Annotated in this window: 17 protein-coding genes; all 17 read left to right on the top strand. The window is 34.0% G+C overall.

All coding sequences use genetic code 11. From position 1 onward, the window contains the following. The first annotated feature begins 149 nt into the window (after nucleotides 1–149). The 17 genes from aspS to ACFO3N_RS01420 all read left to right on the top strand — a co-directional run bounded on the left by aspS (nucleotide 150) and on the right by ACFO3N_RS01420 (nucleotide 17,080). The gene (aspS, locus tag ACFO3N_RS01340; RefSeq protein ID WP_379794927.1) at nucleotides 150–1,901 is read left to right on the top strand and encodes an aspartate--tRNA ligase; all 1,752 of its coding nucleotides are present in this window, start codon (nucleotides 150–152) and stop codon (nucleotides 1,899–1,901) included. 310 nt (nucleotides 1,902–2,211) lie between these two features. Continuing rightward, a complete protein-coding gene (locus ACFO3N_RS01345) occupies nucleotides 2,212–2,406 on the top strand; it encodes a cold-shock protein (RefSeq protein ID WP_007137066.1) in 195 nt (64 codons plus the stop codon). A gap of 242 nt (nucleotides 2,407–2,648) precedes the next feature. Further along, nucleotides 2,649–3,014 (top strand): NADH-quinone oxidoreductase subunit A, encoded by a 366-nt coding sequence (locus tag ACFO3N_RS01350; RefSeq protein WP_095929654.1) that lies wholly within the window; start codon nucleotides 2,649–2,651, stop codon nucleotides 3,012–3,014. Between the two features lie 150 nt (nucleotides 3,015–3,164). Continuing rightward, the gene (locus ACFO3N_RS01355; protein WP_095929653.1) at nucleotides 3,165–3,713 is read left to right on the top strand and encodes an NADH-quinone oxidoreductase subunit B; all 549 of its coding nucleotides are present in this window, start codon (nucleotides 3,165–3,167) and stop codon (nucleotides 3,711–3,713) included. Between the two features lies 1 nt (nucleotide 3,714). Continuing rightward, nucleotides 3,715–4,236, top strand: a complete 522-nt coding sequence (locus tag ACFO3N_RS01360) for an NADH-quinone oxidoreductase subunit C (RefSeq protein WP_379794928.1) — start codon at nucleotides 3,715–3,717, stop codon at nucleotides 4,234–4,236. A 21-nt stretch (nucleotides 4,237–4,257) separates the two neighbouring features. Further along, nucleotides 4,258–5,496 (top strand): NADH-quinone oxidoreductase subunit D, encoded by a 1,239-nt coding sequence (locus tag ACFO3N_RS01365; RefSeq protein ID WP_095929651.1) that lies wholly within the window; start codon nucleotides 4,258–4,260, stop codon nucleotides 5,494–5,496. A 199-nt stretch (nucleotides 5,497–5,695) separates the two neighbouring features. Then, on the top strand, nucleotides 5,696–6,226 hold the full coding sequence (locus ACFO3N_RS01370; protein WP_057115709.1) for a complex I 24 kDa subunit family protein: 531 nt from the start codon (nucleotides 5,696–5,698) through the stop codon (nucleotides 6,224–6,226). Nucleotide 6,227: 1 nt separating this feature from the next. Further along, entirely contained in the window at nucleotides 6,228–7,598 is a 1,371-nt protein-coding gene (nuoF, locus tag ACFO3N_RS01375; protein WP_201999056.1) for an NADH-quinone oxidoreductase subunit NuoF, read from the top strand. 171 nt (nucleotides 7,599–7,769) lie between these two features. Then, nucleotides 7,770–8,798 carry an NADH-quinone oxidoreductase subunit G gene (locus ACFO3N_RS01380; protein WP_111286263.1) on the top strand — a complete coding sequence of 343 codons (1,029 nt, stop codon included), beginning with the start codon at nucleotides 7,770–7,772 and terminating at the stop codon, nucleotides 8,796–8,798. A 6-nt stretch (nucleotides 8,799–8,804) separates the two neighbouring features. After that, nucleotides 8,805–9,857, top strand: a complete 1,053-nt coding sequence (gene nuoH / locus ACFO3N_RS01385) for an NADH-quinone oxidoreductase subunit NuoH (protein ID WP_095929647.1) — start codon at nucleotides 8,805–8,807, stop codon at nucleotides 9,855–9,857. Nucleotides 9,858–9,943: 86 nt separating this feature from the next. Further along, nucleotides 9,944–10,489, top strand: coding sequence for a NuoI/complex I 23 kDa subunit family protein (locus tag ACFO3N_RS01390; protein WP_111286267.1), 546 nt, complete (start codon nucleotides 9,944–9,946; stop codon nucleotides 10,487–10,489). After that, nucleotides 10,490–11,029: an NADH-quinone oxidoreductase subunit J family protein gene (locus tag ACFO3N_RS01395; protein WP_308067632.1), complete on the top strand. Its 540-nt coding sequence runs from the start codon at nucleotides 10,490–10,492 to the stop codon at nucleotides 11,027–11,029. Further along, nucleotides 11,029–11,349, top strand: coding sequence for an NADH-quinone oxidoreductase subunit NuoK (gene nuoK / locus ACFO3N_RS01400; protein ID WP_008466103.1), 321 nt, complete (start codon nucleotides 11,029–11,031; stop codon nucleotides 11,347–11,349). The genes ACFO3N_RS01395 and nuoK overlap by 1 nt, the downstream gene beginning before the upstream one ends. 6 nt (nucleotides 11,350–11,355) lie before the next feature. Beyond that, complete coding sequence (gene nuoL, locus ACFO3N_RS01405; RefSeq protein ID WP_379794929.1) at nucleotides 11,356–13,239, top strand: NADH-quinone oxidoreductase subunit L; 1,884 nt, start codon at nucleotides 11,356–11,358, stop codon at nucleotides 13,237–13,239. Nucleotides 13,240–13,249: 10 nt separating this feature from the next. Next, entirely contained in the window at nucleotides 13,250–14,689 is a 1,440-nt protein-coding gene (locus tag ACFO3N_RS01410; protein WP_379794930.1) for a complex I subunit 4 family protein, read from the top strand. 66 nt (nucleotides 14,690–14,755) lie between these two features. Further along, nucleotides 14,756–16,147, top strand: coding sequence for an NADH-quinone oxidoreductase subunit N (locus ACFO3N_RS01415; protein WP_095929642.1), 1,392 nt, complete (start codon nucleotides 14,756–14,758; stop codon nucleotides 16,145–16,147). 162 nt (nucleotides 16,148–16,309) lie between these two features. Next, nucleotides 16,310–17,080 (top strand): Bax inhibitor-1/YccA family protein, encoded by a 771-nt coding sequence (locus ACFO3N_RS01420; RefSeq protein ID WP_379794931.1) that lies wholly within the window; start codon nucleotides 16,310–16,312, stop codon nucleotides 17,078–17,080. Nucleotides 17,081–17,423: the final 343 nt, after the last annotated feature.

Here is a 17,423-nt window from a genome sequence, read left to right on the forward strand (position 1 = left end):
CAATTAGTTTTTAGATAATCAAAACTAAAGAAATTAAAGCTTCCACTTTTTGGAATTAACAAAATATTTAAAATTATTCTGCATCAACTTATCACTTTACTATATTATCTTGAATTTTGTATTTACTTTTGCAGTCTAAAATTTTGATTATGTATAGAAGTCATAATTGTGGCGAATTAAACGCTTCAAATATTAATACCGAAGTTACACTTGCGGGCTGGGTTCAAAAATCACGCGATAAAGGATTTATGAATTGGGTCGATTTACGTGACCGCTACGGAATTACACAACTTATTTTTGACGAAAGTCGTACTAATAAAACTGTTTTTGAATTGGCAAAAACACTTGGACGTGAATTTGTAATTCAGGTAAAAGGAACTGTTATTGAGCGTGAAGCTAAAAACAAAAACATCCCAACTGGTGAAATTGAAATTTTAGTTTCAGAATTAACGATTTTAAATACTGCACTTACTCCTCCTTTTACAATTGAAGATGAAACTGACGGTGGAGAAGATATCAGAATGAAATACCGTTACTTGGACATCAGAAGAAATCCAGTAAAAAATAGTTTATTATTCCGTCACAAAGTGGCAATGGAAGTTCGTAAATATCTTTCTGATTTAGATTTCTGCGAAGTGGAAACTCCATATTTAATCAAATCGACTCCTGAAGGAGCAAGAGATTTTGTTGTGCCAAGTCGTATGAACGAAGGTCAGTTTTATGCTTTACCGCAATCTCCGCAAACTTTCAAACAATTATTGATGGTAGGTGGAATGGATAAATATTTCCAAATTGTGAAATGTTTCCGTGACGAAGATTTACGTGCAGACCGTCAGCCAGAGTTTACTCAGATTGACTGCGAAATGGCATTTGTAGAGCAAGAAGATATCTTAAATATTTTCGAAGGATTGACAAGACATTTATTAAAAGAAATTAAAGGCATTGAAGTAGATAAATTCCCAAGAATTACTTACGACTACGCCATGAAAACATACGGAAACGACAAACCGGACATCCGTTTCGGAATGAAGTTTGGAGAATTAAATGAATTTGCACAACACAAAGAATTCCCTGTATTTAATGCAGCAGAATTAGTTGTCGGAATTGCGGTTCCTGGAGCAGGAAATTATACTCGTAAAGAAATCGACGGGTTAATTGACTGGGTCAAACGTCCACAAGTTGGAGCATCAGGAATGGTTTACGTAAAATGCAACGAAGACGGAACTTACAAATCATCTGTAGATAAATTCTACGATCAAGACGATTTGATAAACTGGGCAAAAGCAACAGAAGCAAATCCTGGAGATATGATTTTTGTTCTTTCTGGTCCAGCAAACAAAACACGTGCTCAGCTTTCTGCTTTACGTATGGAATTAGCAACTCGTTTAGGCTTACGTAATCCTGAAGAATTTGCTCCATTATGGGTTGTAGATTTTCCATTATTAGAATTAGATGAAGAAAGCGGTCGTTACCATGCGATGCACCACCCATTTACTTCTCCAAAACCAGAAGATATGGCTTTACTAGAAACAGAACCTGGAAAAGTTCGTGCAAACGCTTATGATATGGTTTTAAACGGAAATGAAATTGGTGGTGGATCTATTCGTATTCACGATAAAGCGACACAAAAATTAATGTTCAAATATTTAGGATTTACTGAAGAAGAAGCAAAAGCACAATTTGGTTTCTTAATGGATGCTTTCCAATTTGGAGCACCGCCTCACGGAGGACTTGCTTTTGGTCTTGACAGACTTGTGGCAATTCTTGGAGGTCAGGAAACAATTAGAGATTTCATCGCTTTCCCTAAAAACAATTCAGGACGCGATGTAATGATCGATGCTCCTGCTGCGATTGACGACGCACAATTAAAAGAACTTCGAATTAAAGTAGATATTGCTTAATTTGAAGTAAATTATTCATAAAAAAACAAAAAGCCGCTGAAATTTCAGCGGCTTTTTGTTTTTAACCAAATACTAAGAAAAATCTTAAAGGCTGTTTTTTTTCGAATTATCATATTCCTACAAACGTAATGTTTTTATATTCCTACAATTAATGATTCGCAAATTATGGTATTTTATAAATAAATTGACGCAATAAACCGCGTAAAAACACTGTAAATCAATAATTTTTACAAAAAATTAACACGTATATGTCTTTTGTATGATTTTAAATATTACATTTGTTTTATTATAAATTATTATTACATTACAAATGCGTACAGGTACAGTAAAATTTTTCAATGAATCTAAAGGTTATGGATTCATTACAGACGAAGAAACAGGAAAAGACATCTTCGTTCACGCTTCAGGAATTAACGCGGAAGAATTACGCGAAGGTGACCGTGTAAGCTATGAAGAAGAAGAAGGAAGAAAAGGGAAAGTTGCTGCTAAAGTAGCAGTAATCTAAGAAAAATATAGCAATTTATTTTTTTTGCCTCTGAATGGTCTCAGAAGACGTCCCGAAGTATCGGGACGTTTTTTTTTACCCAATTCTTAAAAAAATATTAAAATAACGCAATGTTATTTATAATGAATAAAAATTAGACATAAACGCGGTTTACTACCCTACTTAAATCCTTTTTTAGCTTGTGTTTTACAGAGTTCCAAGTTATCTTTGTGGCTCATTTTTTAAGTAAAAAATCGAAGTTTATGCAATCTGATCAATACAGTTACATTCCTATTTTAATGCAGTTTATTCTAGCTGTTGGTTTTGTGGTAGGAACAATCATTATTTCTGGAAAATTAGGACCAAGAAGAACCTCTGAAGTAAAAGATAAAAACTTCGAGTGTGGTATCGAATCTGTTGGTAACGCCCGTATTCCATTTTCTGTAAAATACTTCTTAGTTGCCATTTTGTTCGTATTATTCGACGTAGAGGTTATTTTCCTTTATCCTTGGGCAGTAAACTTTAAAGACTTAGGAATTGAAGGAATGCTAAAAATGTTAGTTTTCATGTCTTTGCTTTTAGTTGGTTTCTTTTACATCATCAAGAAGAAAGCATTAGAGTGGGAATAATGATTTTAGATTTTAGATCGGAGATTTTAGATTTATCTAATATTGAGATTTAAAATTTAAATTCAAATTTAAAGTACTGATTTAAAAAATTGATTTTACTTTTTACGATTTCAATGAATCTAAAACCTAAAATCAGAAATCTAAAATAAAATGAGCGATTCAAAAGTAAATATGGTTGCGCCGCCAGAAGGAGTTACTGGTGAAGGTTTCTTCGCTACAAAACTTAGTGATGTTGTTGGTTTAGCAAGAGCTAACTCATTATGGCCGCTTCCTTTCGCGACTTCATGCTGTGGTATCGAATTCATGGCAACAATGGCATCTCACTATGACTTAGCTCGATTTGGTTCTGAGCGTGTAAGTTTCTCGCCAAGACAAGCCGATATGTTATTAGTAATGGGAACTATTTCTAAAAAAATGGCTCCAATTTTAAGACAAGTATACGAACAAATGGCAGAACCTCGCTGGGTAATTGCCGTTGGAGCATGCGCTTCATCAGGAGGAGTTTTTGACACGTATTCTGTTCTTCAAGGAATTGACAAAGTAATTCCTGTTGATGTTTATGTGCCAGGATGCCCGCCAAGACCAGAACAAATTGTTGATGGAGTTATGAGACTTCAAGACCTGGTAAAAAGCGAATCTGTGAGACGAAGAAGCTCACCTGAATACCAAGAATTATTAGCTTCATATAATATCTCATAAGATGGCTTTAGAAAATACCCAAATTCAAGACAAACTTGTAGAAACATTTAATAATGATGTTTTTAACTTTCAGCAAGAAAGAGATATTTTTTCTTTAGAAGCTTCGGCTGATAAAATTACGCCTCTAATTCTATTCCTTAAAAATGATCCTGAATTACGTTTTCACTTCTTAACCGATTTGTGCGGAATTCACTATCCAGATAACGAAACAGAACGTCAGTTTGCAGTTGTTTATCATTTACACAACTGGTACGAAAACAAAAGATTGAAAATCAAAGTTTTCTTAAACGGCGAAAAACCAGAAATTAAATCGGTTTCAAACATTTTCTTGTCTTCCAACTGGATGGAAAGAGAAACTTTCGATTTCTACGGGATTGACTTTATTGGACATCCTCAATTGAAACGTATTTTAAATATGGATGAAATGCAGTCTCACCCAATGAGAAAAGAATTCCCATTGGAAGACAGCGGAAGAACAGATAAGGATGACCGATTCTTCGGAAGAACAACAACAAATTGCTAAAAAATAATTCAACATTATAAAATGTCAGAACTATTATTACCACCAGAGCATCGATATGCTAAAATAATTAAGGAGAGACTAAACGAAGACGGAAGCGAACTTTCTGTACTGAATTTAGGTCCGACTCACCCTGCTACACACGGTATTTTCCAAAATATCTTGTTGATGGATGGTGAAAAAATTCTTGAGGCTGAGCCAACTATTGGCTACATCCACAGAGCATTCGAAAAAATTGCCGAAAATCGTCCTTTTTATCAAATTACACCTCTTACAGACCGTATGAACTATTGTTCCTCTCCTATCAATAATATGGGATGGTGGATGACTGTAGAAAAACTATTAGGCATTGAAGTTCCTAAAAGAGCTCAATATTTAAGAGTTATCGTGATGGAATTGGCTCGTATTACAGACCACATTATCTGTAACGGGATTTTAGGTGTAGATACTGGTGCGTATACTGGTTTCTTATACGTTTTTCAATTTAGAGAAAAAATCTACGAAATCTACGAAGAAATTTGTGGAGCTCGTTTGACTACAAATATGGGAAGAATTGGTGGTTTTGAAAGAGACTGGTCTCCAGAAGTTTTCAAAAAACTAGATAAATTCCTTGAAGAATTCCCACCAGTTTGGCAAGAATTCCAAAACTTATTCGAGAGAAATAGAATTTTCCTTGATAGAACTGTAAACGTAGGTGGTATCACTGCCGAAAAAGCAATGGCTTACGGATTTACAGGTCCAAACTTACGTGCTGCAGGAGTTGATTACGATGTACGTGTAGCACAACCTTACTCCTCTTACGAAGATTTCGATTTTATTGTTCCTGTTGGAAAATCAGGAGATACGTACGATCGTTTCTGTGTTCGTAATGCTGAAGTTTGGGAAAGTTTAAGCATTATTCGTCAGGCGTTAGAAAAAATGCCTCCAGGAAACGAATATCACGCTGAAGTTCCAGATTACTACCTTCCTCCAAAAGAAGATGTTTACACTTCTATGGAATCTTTAATTTATCACTTTAAGATCGTAATGGGAGAAGTTCCTGTACCAGTTGCAGAAATCTATCATCCAGTAGAAGGAGGAAATGGAGAGCTTGGTTTTTATTTAGTAACAGACGGAAGTAGAACTCCATATAGATTACATTTCAGAAGACCATGCTTTATTTATTATCAAGCATTTCCAGAAATGATTAAAGGCGCTATGCTTTCTGATGCAATTATCATTCTATCAAGTTTGAACGTAATTGCTGGAGAATTAGATGCCTAACAGATTGTAGATTTTAGATTGTAGATTTTAGATTGCTGGATGAAAAATGCAGATTTTAGAATTTAGGTTTAAAATTATAATTAGGAATTGAAAAATTCAGATTGAAGAATCTAAAACTTAAAACAAAGATTGCAGAATAAGGATTATAGATAAAGATTTGAAAAAATCTAAAATCTAAAATCTAAAATCTAAAATAAAAATGGAACGTAAACATTACAAACAAGAAATAAACATGACTGAGGCATTGATGAACCGCATCAATGAATTAATCAGTCATTATCCTGAGGGCAAACAAAAATCGGCTTTATTGCCTGTTTTGCACGAAGTTCAGGATGCACATAACAACTGGCTTAGTATTGAATTGCAAGATAAAGTTGCCGAGATTCTTCAGATAAAACCAATTGAGGTTTATGAAGTGGTTACTTTCTATACAATGTTCAACCAGAAGCCAATTGGTAAGTATATGTTTGAGTTCTGCCAGACTTCTTGCTGCTGTTTAAGAGGTGCCGAGGATTTAATGGATTATACTTCTGAAAAACTTGGCATTAAAATGGGCGAAACAACTCCAGACGGAATGTTTACCATTGCTGGTGTAGAATGTTTAGGTGCTTGCGGATATGCTCCAATGATGCAATTGGGTGATTTCTACAAAGAAAAACTGACAGAAGAAAAAATCGATCAGATCATTGCTGATTGTAGAGATGATAAAATAATATTACACGATAAATAAGATGTCACAAAAAATATTATTAGATAAAATCAATATTCCTGGAATTAAAACCTACGAAGTGTATCGCCAAAATGGTGGTTATGCTTCTGTAGAAAAAGCTTTAAAAACACTTACTCCAGACGAAGTTACCGAAGAAGTAAAAAAATCAGGATTACGTGGACGTGGTGGAGCAGGTTTCCCTGCGGGAATGAAATGGAGCTTTATTGATAAAAAATCAGGAAAACCAAGACACTTAGTTTGTAATGCCGACGAATCTGAGCCTGGAACATTCAAAGACAGATTTTTGATGGAATATATTCCTCACTTATTGATCGAAGGAATGATTACTTCAAGCTATGCTTTGGGCGCTAACCTATCGTATATCTACATTCGTGGAGAATATATGTGGGTTTTCAAAATCTTAGAAAGAGCAATCGCCGAAGCAAAAGCTGCCGGATGGTTAGGAAAAAATATATTAGGATCAGGTTATGATCTTGAACTTCACGTACACTGTGGAGCTGGAGCTTATATCTGTGGAGAAGAAACAGCATTAATTGAATCATTGGAAGGTAAAAGAGGAAACCCTCGTATTAAACCGCCTTTCCCAGCAGTTTCTGGTCTTTGGGCAAACCCAACCGTAGTGAACAATGTTGAAACTATTGCGACGGTGCCATGGATTGTAAACAATTCTGGTGATGATTATGCAAAAATTGGAATTGGACGTTCTACTGGAACTAAATTAATTTCTGCTTCAGGGCACATTAAAAATCCTGGTGTTTACGAAATTGAATTAGGTTTAAGTGTGGACGAATTCATGAATTCTGATGAATATCTAGGAGGAATGTCTTCAAGCAGACCTTTGAAAGCATTTGTACCTGGAGGTTCTTCTGTGCCAATTTTACCAGCTGAATTGATTTTCAAAACAGCAAATGGCGAAGATCGTTTAATGACTTACGAATCTTTAAGTGATGGTGGTTTTGCTACTGGATCTATGTTAGGTTCTGGAGGATTTATTGTGTACAATGACACTGCTTGTGTGGTTAGAAACACTTGGAACTTTGCTCGTTTTTACCACCACGAATCTTGCGGACAATGTACTCCATGTCGTGAAGGAACTGGATGGTTAGAAAAAATCTTATGGAGAATCGAAAACGGTCAAGGCCGTGAAGAAGATATCGAATTATTGTGGAGCATTCAGAGTAAAATTGAAGGAAACACAATTTGTCCGCTTGGTGACGCTGCTTCTTGGCCAGTAGCTGCAGCGATTCGTCACTTTAGAGATGAATTTGAATATCACGTTCGTTTCCCAGAAAAAATTAAAAATAGAGATCACTTTGTTGCCGAGCCTTTCTCACAAGTTAAGCATTTAGTTGGCGGTAAAGTAATCGTTTAAAAAATATATAGCAGAAAGTTATAAAGTTAAAAATATTAAAAGGACAGCAACTCTTTTGAATATTCCGACTTTCAACACAAAAGTTTAAAATAGTTTCAAGTTTCAAGTTTTTTTAGTTTTAGGTTACAACCTGAAACATGAAACCTGAAACTAAAAAAACAAAATTAAGAGATGAAAGTAACCATAGACGGTCAAAGTATAGACGTAGAACCAGGAACAACAATCCTGCAGGCTGCACGTATGATTGGAGGAGATTTAGTACCGCCAGCCATGTGCTATTACTCAAAATTAAAAGGCAGCGGCGGTAAATGTCGTTGTTGTTTAGTTGAAGTTTCTAAAGGAAGTGAAGCTGACCCACGACCAATGCCAAAATTAATGGCATCTTGTGTAACAGGATGTATGGATGGTATGGAAGTAAACAGTAAATCGTCTGCAAGAGTAACTGAAGCCCGTAAATCTGTAACAGAATTTTTATTAATCAATCACCCATTAGATTGCCCTATTTGTGATCAAGCTGGTGAATGTGATTTACAGAATTTAAGTTTCGAGCACGGAAATCCGAAATCACGTTACATTGAAGAAAAAAGAACATTTGAACCAGAAGATATTGGTCCAAATATTCAACTTCACATGAACCGTTGTATTTTATGCCAAAGATGTGTGCAAGTTGCAGATCAATTGACAGACAACAGAGTTCACGGAGTATTGGATCGTGGTGACCACGCTAATATTTCAACTGGAATTTCTAAAGCGATCGACAATGAGTTCTCTGGAAACATGATTGATGTTTGTCCAGTTGGAGCTTTAACAGATAAAACTTTCCGTTTTAAATCAAGAGTTTGGTTTAACAAACCTTATAACGCACACAGAGAATGTACTACTCCAGGATGCTGCGGAAAAACTACAGTTTGGATGTTTGGTGGAGAAATTCAGCGTGTAACTGGTCGTAAAGACGAATACCATGAAGTGGAAGAATTCATCTGTAACAGCTGTCGTTTTGATCATAAAAATGTGAATGACTGGGTTATTGAAGGACCAAGAGAATTTGAAAAAGATTCTGTTATCAACCAAAACAATTACACTCAAAAATTAGAGAAAGTTACCATCGATACAGAAAAGAATATCCTTTTAGGTAGAGATATTGACCGTAAAAAGATTAGTATGGCTGCAATTCCATTAACTGATAAAGATCAAAAATAGTAAGAAATGGAAAGTGCATTTATTATAGAAAAAAGTGTTGTTATTGTTGTCGTTTTTGCGGTAACAATGATCATGGCGATGTATTCTACTTGGGCAGAACGTAAAGTTGCTGCTTTCTTGCAAGATCGTGTTGGACCAAACCGTGCTGGATGGGGAGGTTTATTACAACCACTTGCAGATGGTATGAAATTGTTCTCTAAGGAAGAGTTTTTCCCAAACACACCAAATAGATTTTTATTCGTAGTTGGACCTGCAATTGCAATGAGTACCGCTTTAATGACTAGTGCTGTAATTCCTTGGGGAGATCGTTTGCATCTTTTCGGAAGAGACATTATTCTTCAAGCTACAGATGTAAACATTGCCTTATTGTACATTTTCGGAGTTCTTTCTGTTGGAGTTTACGGGATCATGATTGGTGGATGGGCTTCTAACAATAAATTCTCTTTGATGGGAGCTATTCGTGCCGCTTCTCAAATGGTTTCTTACGAGGTTGCAATGGGATTATCAATAATTGCTTTATTGATGATGACTGGAACAATGAGTTTAAAAGAAATCTCATTACAACAGCAAGGAATGAATTGGAATGTTTTTTATCAGCCTTTATCATTCTTAATTTTCTTAATCTGTTCATTTGCAGAAACAAACAGAACTCCTTTCGATTTAGCAGAATGTGAAAACGAATTAATTGGAGGTTACCATACCGAGTATTCATCTATGAAAATGGGATTCTATTTATTTGCTGAATACGCAAGTATGTTTATCTCTTCCACTATTATTTCTGTATTATTCTTTGGTGGATACAACTACCCAGGAATGCAATGGATGGTAGAAAATGTAGGTGTAAATACAGCAAACTTATTAGGAATTGGAGCATTATTTATAAAAATATGTTTCTTCATTTTCTTCTATATGTGGGTACGTTGGACAATTCCAAGATTTAGATATGACCAATTAATGAACTTAGGCTGGAGAATTTTAATTCCGCTTTCGATCATTAATATCATGATTACAGGTGTTGTTATTTTAAGACACGAAATCTTAGCCGCTTTAGGATTCTAAGAACTGTAATTAGCTTCAAATAAAAACAAAATAGATTTTGAATTTGATCGATGTCAAATTATAAATCATAAACTATAATAGTAAAAATGTCAATAGAAACTATATCATTATCGGGTAGAAAAAAGGTGGTGTCAAATAAAGACATGTCTTTTGTTGAACGATTGTATCTTGTGGCGATTGTAAAAGGTTTGGTTATTACAGTAAAACACCTTTTCAGAAAAAAAGTTACCATTCATTACCCAGAGCAGGTTCGTGAAATGAGTCCAGTTTACCGTGGCCAGCACATGCTGAAACGCGATGAACAAGGTCGTGAAAACTGTACTGCTTGCGGATTATGTGCTTTATCATGCCCTGCAGAAGCGATTACTATGAAAGCTGCAGAACGCAAACCTGATGAAAAACACTTGTATAGAGAAGAGAAATATGCAGAAATCTACGAAATCAATATGCTTCGTTGTATTTTCTGTGGTTTATGTGAAGAAGCTTGTCCAAAAGACGCTATTTACCTAACTGAATCTAAAGTTTTAGTTCCTGCTAATTACAATAGAGAAGATTTCATTTTCGGGAAAGATAAATTAGTAATGCCTTTAGAAATGGCTTTGAAAAACGCTCAACTTAAAAACGCTAACTAAATGATACATATTCCTGATTTTGCACACGCAACAACTGTTCAAGTTATCTTTTGCTTTTTAGCGTTTATTACCGTTATTACTGCTTTCTTGACTATTTTCAGCAGAAACCCGATTCATAGTGCCATCTACTTGGTCATTTGTTTCTTTTCAATTGCTGGTCATTATTTACTATTAAATTCTCAGTTCTTAGCTGTTGTTCATATAATAGTCTACTCCGGAGCTATTATGATTCTGTTCCTGTTTACTATCATGTTGATGAACCTAAACGAACAGCGAGAAGTTCACCGACCTAGAATCACACGTTTAGGTGCAATTGTTTCTTTCTGTCTAATATTGATTGTTTTAATTGCAATCTTTATTAACTCGAAACCAATTGTGGGTGAATACGATTCTACTGGAGAAGATTTCCAATCAATTAAAGTTTTAGGTAAAATATTATTGAACGAATATATGGTTCCGTTCGAATTTGCTTCGATCCTACTTTTGGTTGCTATGATTGGAGCAGTTCTATTGTCTAAAAAAGAAAAATTAAATAAATAATGGGTAATATATTAAATCAAATAGGTATTGAAAACTACATCTTTTTAAGTGTTGTACTTTTCTGTATTGGTATTTTTGGTGTATTGTACAGACGAAATGCTATTATCGTTTTCATGTCTATCGAAATTATGTTGAATGCGGTAAACCTTTTATTTGTTGCTTTTTCAACTTATCATCAAGATGCACAAGGACAAGTTTTTGTGTTCTTCTCGATGGCGGTTGCTGCAGCCGAAGTTGCGGTAGGATTGGCCATTTTAGTTTCTATCTTTAGAAATATCGGATCAATCAGTATCGATAATTTAAAAAATTTAAAAGGATAATCAGAAATGGATACCAATTTAGCTTTAATTTTAGTTTTAACTCCTTTACTAGGTTTTCTAGTAAATGTCTTTTTTGGAAAAAGCTTAGGCAAAACAGTTTCTGGTGCAATCGGAACTATTGCTGTAGCAATTTCTTTTGTTGTTTCTCTTTTACTTTTTAATCAAATAACTTCAACTGGAAAAGGAATCGAAGTTACTTTATTTGATTGGATTCAAATTAGCAACTTAAAAATCAATCTTGGATTTTTATTAGATCAATTATCTGTTCTTTGGTTACTTTTTGTAACTGGAATTGGATCTTTGATTCACTTATACTCTATCAGTTACATGCACGATGATGAGAATATGCACAAGTTTTTTGCGTATTTAAATCTATTCGTATTCTTCATGATTACACTTGTAATTGGAAGCAACTTATTAGTTCTTTTCATTGGATGGGAAGGTGTTGGACTTTGTTCTTACCTATTAATTGGATTCTGGCATAAAAACCAAGATTACAATGATGCTGCAAAAAAAGCTTTCATCATGAACAGAATTGGAGATTTAGGTCTTTTAATCGGAATGTTCATCATTGGTTCAATGTTCTCTACATTGGATTATGCAACTTTAAAAACTGCAATTGCTGGAGCTACAAATTTAAATTTACCATTACTTTCTCTAGCAGCTTTATGCTTGTTCATTGGGGCTTGTGGTAAATCTGCTCAAATTCCGTTATACACTTGGTTACCTGATGCGATGGCTGGACCAACTCCAGTTTCTGCATTAATCCACGCAGCTACCATGGTTACTGCTGGTATTTTTATGGTAACAAGATTAAATTTTGTTTTTGACCTTGCAACAGATGTTCAATCTGTAATTGCAATTATTGGAGCTATCACTTCATTAGTTGCTGCTACAATCGGATTGGTTCAAAACGATATCAAAAAAGTATTGGCTTACTCTACAGTTTCTCAATTAGGTCTAATGTTTTTAGCATTAGGTTTTGGAGCTTATGAAGTAGCGGTTTTCCACGTAATTACTCATGCTTTCTTTAAAGCTTGTTTATTCTTAGGATCTGGATCTGTAATTCACGGATTACACGGAGAACAAGATATGCGTAATATGGGAGGTTTGCGTAAAGCAATGCCAATTACATTCTGGACCATGTTGATTTCTTCATTAGCAATCTCAGGAGTTCCATTCTTCTCAGGATTCTTTTCTAAAGACGAAATTTTATTGACAGCTTTCCACCACAGTATTCCATTATACGTAGTTGGATCGATTGCTTCAATCATGACAGCTTTCTATATGTTCCGTTTAATGTTCTTGACTTTCTTCAAAGAATTTAGAGGAACTGAAGAACAAAAACATCACTTACACGAAAGTGGTTCATTAATCACTATTCCGCTTATCATCTTAGCTATTTTAGCAACTTTTGGCGGATTAATAAGTTTACCTGGAAACAGCTGGTTAAATGGATACCTTGCTCCTCTTTTCACAAAAGTGGCAGGTGAAGAACACCATTTAGGTACAACAGAATACACTTTAATGGGTGTAGCTGTTTTAGGCGGATTACTTGGAATTTTAATTGCTTACGTAAAATACTTTAAACAAGATAATGTTCCAGAATCTGATGAAAACATTACTGGTTTAAGCAGACTTTTATATGACAAATATTATGTAGACGAAATCTACGATGCAGTATTTGTGAAGCCAATTAATGTTTTATCTAAATTCTTTAGAGATCACGTTGAAACTGTATTATCTGCCGCTGTTTTTGGATTAGGTAAAATAGCAAGCGAAATTGCTTTCCAAGGAAAAAAATTACAAACCGGAAGTATAGGATTATATCTATTTGTATTTGTTTTAGGACTTTGTGCAATTGTTTCCTATATATTTTTAGCTCAATAATATTATTACTATGAACGTTTCTACTATATTAATTATACTTTTAATTGGTGCATTTGCCACTTACTTTTCTGGTGACAAACTAGCTTCAAAAGTTGCTTTGCTTTTTAGTTTAGCTGCTTTAGGATGTTCAATTGTATTATTGAATAATTATAACGCTGGCGAAAATATCAGCCTAATCAACAGCTGGATTAATCAGCCAAAAATTTCTTTCGCTTTAAACGGTGATGGACTTGGACTAGCAATGGTTTTATTAACCGCAGCTTTAACTCCGATAATCATATTTTCTTCTTTCGGAAATGAATATAAAAACGCAAAAGGCTTTTATGCTCTAATCTTGTTTATGGCATTTGCTATGGTCGGGACTTTCCTAGCAGCTGATGGTCTTTTATACTATGTTTTCTGGGAATTAGCACTTATTCCAATCTACTTTATTGCTTTAATCTGGGGTAATGGCGATGCTGAAGAACGCAGAAAAGCAGTGGTTAAATTCTTTATTTACACACTTGCTGGTTCGTTATTCATGTTAACTGCATTTATTTATTTATATCAAAAAGCAGGTTCTTTCTTAATCGAAGATTTATATAAAGTAAACTTATCTACTTGCGAGCAATTCTGGATTTTCTTGGCTTTCTTCTTAGCTTATGCTATCAAAATTCCAATTATTCCTTTCCATACTTGGCAAGCAAATGTATACCAAAAAGCACCAACTGTTGGAACAATGCTTTTATCTGGTATCATGTTAAAAATGGGATTATACAGCGTACTTCGTTGGCAATTACCAATTGCGCCTTTAGCTGCAAAACAATACATGAATATTTTTATTGCTTTAGGAATTGCTGGCGTAATCTACGGATCAATCGTTGCATTAAGACAAAAAGATTTGAAAAAATTATTGGCTTATTCTTCTCTTGCTCACGTTGGTTTAATTGCTGCGGGATCTTACACCTTAACTCTTGATGGTTTAAGAGGAGCTGTTTTGCAAATGATTGCTCACGGTTTTGTTGTAGTTGGATTATTCTTTGCTGCTGAAGTAATTTTCAGAAGATATGAAACTAGAGAAATTGAAGAAATGGGCGGAATCCGTACTCAGTCTCCAAAATTCACATCAATGTTTTTAATCTTAGTATTGGCTTCTGTTGCATTACCAAGCACATTTAACTTTGTTGGAGAGTTTACTGTATTGTACAGTTTATCTCAAATCAATATTTGGTTTGCTATTCTTGGCGGAACAACTATCATTTTAGGAGCTTACTATATGTTAAGAATGTTCCAGCATGTAATGTTAGGTGAAACTAATTCTAAAACTTTTGCAGATGTTACGCTTAACGAAGGAGTTTCATTTGCAGTAATCATTGCAGTTTTATTATTTTTTGGTTTCTATCCAAAACCAATCACAGATTTGATTACACCAAGCTTGGAAACTATTTTACAAGTTATCAATAAGAACTAATATTTTAAACAAAAAATAAATTAGGATTCCACTTAAAAATTGAAATCCTAAATCAAAAAGATAAAAATGAATACATTAATAGCTATAACAGGATTGGGTATTTTCTGCCTATTGTTTGAAATTCTTAATTTAAGAAAGGCCATAATCCCTATTACCATTTTGGGTTTAATAGGCGTATTGGCACTTAATTACTGTGAATTTGGAACAGAACAAAGTTATTACAACAATATGATAGCAGTGAGTAAGTTTTCTACAGCTTTTTCATCATTGTTTATCGTTTTGACGATTTTCCTTGTAGCGTTAAGTCACAATTTTTACCAAAATCACCCAACGAAAATTTCAGATTTCGTTGCAATTAAAGTATTCTTATTAGCTGGAGCTGTAGCAATGGTTTCTTTCGGAAACTTAGCGATGTTCTTTTTAGGAATTGAAATCTTATCTATTGCATTATATGTACTTGCTGCAAGTGATCGTTTGAATATCAAAAGTAACGAAGCAGGTATGAAGTATTTCTTAATGGGATCTTTCGCATCAGGAATTATCTTATTCGGAATCTGTTTGATTTACGGTGCTATGGGAAGCTTTGATATCAGCGAAATTCACGAAAGTGCTTTGTCTGCAGAGTTACCAATCTGGTTTCCAATCGGAATGATTTTAATGGTTGTTGGAATGTTATTTAAAGTAGCTGCTGTTCCTTTCCATTTCTGGGCTCCAGATGTTTATGAAGGTTCTCCTGCTTTAACAACAGCTTTAATGAGTACATTAGCAAAAGTAGTCGCAATTGCAACTTTATTTAAACTGATTGCTGGCATGAACTTCATTTCTTCATTAGAAAATCAAGATCTATTACATACTTTTGAAGTCATAGTGGTTATAATTTCAATTGCTTCAATGTCTGTAGGTAATATTATGGCATTAAGACAAGTAAACGTAAAACGTATGCTAGCTTTCTCTGGAATCTCTCACGCAGGTTTCATGTTGATGACATTATTAACTGTTTCTGCATCAGCTGGAGTTTTATTGTACTACACAGCTGCTTATGCATTAGCGGGAATCGCAGCTTTCAGTGTGATTTTATATGTATGCAGAGATCAAGATAACGAAGACATTACAAACTTTCACGGTTTAGGAAAAACAAATCCGCTATTGGCTGCAGTTCTTACAGCTTCATTATTATCAATGGCCGGAATTCCTATTTTCTCTGGATTCTTTGCTAAGTTGTTCTTATTCAATCAAACTATTCAAGCAGGATATATTGGTTTAGTTATTGTTGCAGTAATAAACTCTATTATTAGTGTTGGATATTATTTCAAACTGATCATTGCAATGTATTCAAAAGAACCTAATCAAGAAAGAACAGGAAGACCATTTCTTATTTATGCTACAGCTGTAGTGTCAATTGTTTTAAATATTGCTTTAGGTTTATTTCCATCATTAGTTTTAGACTTATTGAAATAAGAAAATTTCTTTAAATTAAAATATTGAAAATCCATTAAATCAATTTTAATGGATTTTTTTTTATACACTAGATAGAACAGAAATTCATGTTAAAAAATTCTTCTATTCAATTGCACTTCAAAAAAACTCCATATATTTGAATTCAATTAAATGTATTAAAATATGAACTTTAATTCAAAAAATCCATTTTTAAACAGTAAGCGTTTTTCGTCTAATACTGAATCAAGAACAGAAGTACACCAAGCTCAGATTATTGATTACAATCAAGAAATGACGGTGTCTGGGACAATTAACAAAACAGCAATCTTATTTCTAATCTTATGCGGAGCTGCTATGGTGACATGGTGGATGACTTTTAACGGAATAAACCCGATGCTTCCTACAATTGGAGGAGCAATTGTTGGTTTCATTTTAGTATTAGTCTCTTCGTTCAAACCACAGTTATCTCCTTACCTAGCGCCAGGATATGCTTTGTTTGAAGGATTATTTATAGGAGGTATTTCTGCAATATTTGAATTAAAATTTCCGGGAATTGTAATCAATGCGGTTGGCGCAACTCTTGTTACTTTCTTGGTTTGTCTTGGTTTATACAAATTTAGAATCGTCAAAGTTACAGAACAATTTAAATCTGTTGTTGTTGCTGCAACGTTAGCAATTGCTACTTATTATTTAATCTCTTGGGTTGTATCAATGTTTACAAGCTGGACACCTGTTCATTACGGAAATTCTATGATGAGTATTGGTATTAGTGTTTTTGTTATCATTATAGCAGCACTTAACCTTTTCTTAGATTTTGATTTAATTGAAAAAGGTGCAAGAGAAAAAATGCCAAAATTTATGGAATGGTACGGAGCAATGGGATTAATGATTACACTAGTTTGGTTGTATATTGAATTCTTAAGACTTTTATCAAAACTTTCTAGTAAAGACTAATAGTTAAAAATATAAAATTGAAGCCCTTTTGAGTAAAATCAAAAGGGCTTTTTTATTTCTATAAATTAAAATTTTGAGCAAAAACTCAATATTCTAACAAAATCTTCTAAGAATAATCTGTTATTCAAAACACAAAAAGAATCCATTTCCTACAAAAAATTGAAATGTAATTTATGTAATAAAAAAAAATTAGCACTTCTTTTTTATTCTTTTTGTTTAAGGTTTAAAATTACTAAAAGCGAGAAAAATACGGCTTTCCGTACTCAATAGTCAATGTGTAATAAATTACAATTAATGCAATTTATTACATTTTTAATATTTTAAAAGCGTAATAATTCAAGTA

Source organism: Flavobacterium chungangensis, from assembly GCF_042654045.1.
Taxonomy (GTDB): domain Bacteria; phylum Bacteroidota; class Bacteroidia; order Flavobacteriales; family Flavobacteriaceae; genus Flavobacterium; species Flavobacterium chungangensis.

Excerpts from the sequence above, each read along its gene's own strand:
- aspS (WP_379794927.1), top strand. The coding sequence starts at position 150 with ATGTATAGAAGTCATAATTGTGGCGAATTAAACGCTTCAAATATTAAT.
- ACFO3N_RS01345 (WP_007137066.1), top strand. The coding sequence starts at position 2,212 with ATGCGTACAGGTACAGTAAAATTTTTCAATGAATCTAAAGGTTATGGA.
- nuoH (WP_095929647.1), top strand. The coding sequence starts at position 8,805 with ATGGAAAGTGCATTTATTATAGAAAAAAGTGTTGTTATTGTTGTCGTT.
- ACFO3N_RS01395 (WP_308067632.1), top strand. The coding sequence starts at position 10,490 with ATGATACATATTCCTGATTTTGCACACGCAACAACTGTTCAAGTTATC.
- ACFO3N_RS01390 (WP_111286267.1), top strand. The coding sequence starts at position 9,944 with ATGTCAATAGAAACTATATCATTATCGGGTAGAAAAAAGGTGGTGTCA.
- ACFO3N_RS01350 (WP_095929654.1), top strand. The coding sequence starts at position 2,649 with ATGCAATCTGATCAATACAGTTACATTCCTATTTTAATGCAGTTTATT.
- nuoL (WP_379794929.1), top strand. The coding sequence starts at position 11,356 with ATGGATACCAATTTAGCTTTAATTTTAGTTTTAACTCCTTTACTAGGT.
- ACFO3N_RS01420 (WP_379794931.1), top strand. The coding sequence starts at position 16,310 with ATGAACTTTAATTCAAAAAATCCATTTTTAAACAGTAAGCGTTTTTCG.
- ACFO3N_RS01365 (WP_095929651.1), top strand. The coding sequence starts at position 4,258 with ATGTCAGAACTATTATTACCACCAGAGCATCGATATGCTAAAATAATT.
- ACFO3N_RS01360 (WP_379794928.1), top strand. The coding sequence starts at position 3,715 with ATGGCTTTAGAAAATACCCAAATTCAAGACAAACTTGTAGAAACATTT.
- ACFO3N_RS01380 (WP_111286263.1), top strand. The coding sequence starts at position 7,770 with ATGAAAGTAACCATAGACGGTCAAAGTATAGACGTAGAACCAGGAACA.
- ACFO3N_RS01355 (WP_095929653.1), top strand. The coding sequence starts at position 3,165 with ATGAGCGATTCAAAAGTAAATATGGTTGCGCCGCCAGAAGGAGTTACT.
- nuoF (WP_201999056.1), top strand. The coding sequence starts at position 6,228 with ATGTCACAAAAAATATTATTAGATAAAATCAATATTCCTGGAATTAAA.
- nuoK (WP_008466103.1), top strand. The coding sequence starts at position 11,029 with ATGGGTAATATATTAAATCAAATAGGTATTGAAAACTACATCTTTTTA.
- ACFO3N_RS01415 (WP_095929642.1), top strand. The coding sequence starts at position 14,756 with ATGAATACATTAATAGCTATAACAGGATTGGGTATTTTCTGCCTATTG.
- ACFO3N_RS01410 (WP_379794930.1), top strand. The coding sequence starts at position 13,250 with ATGAACGTTTCTACTATATTAATTATACTTTTAATTGGTGCATTTGCC.
- ACFO3N_RS01370 (WP_057115709.1), top strand. The coding sequence starts at position 5,696 with ATGGAACGTAAACATTACAAACAAGAAATAAACATGACTGAGGCATTG.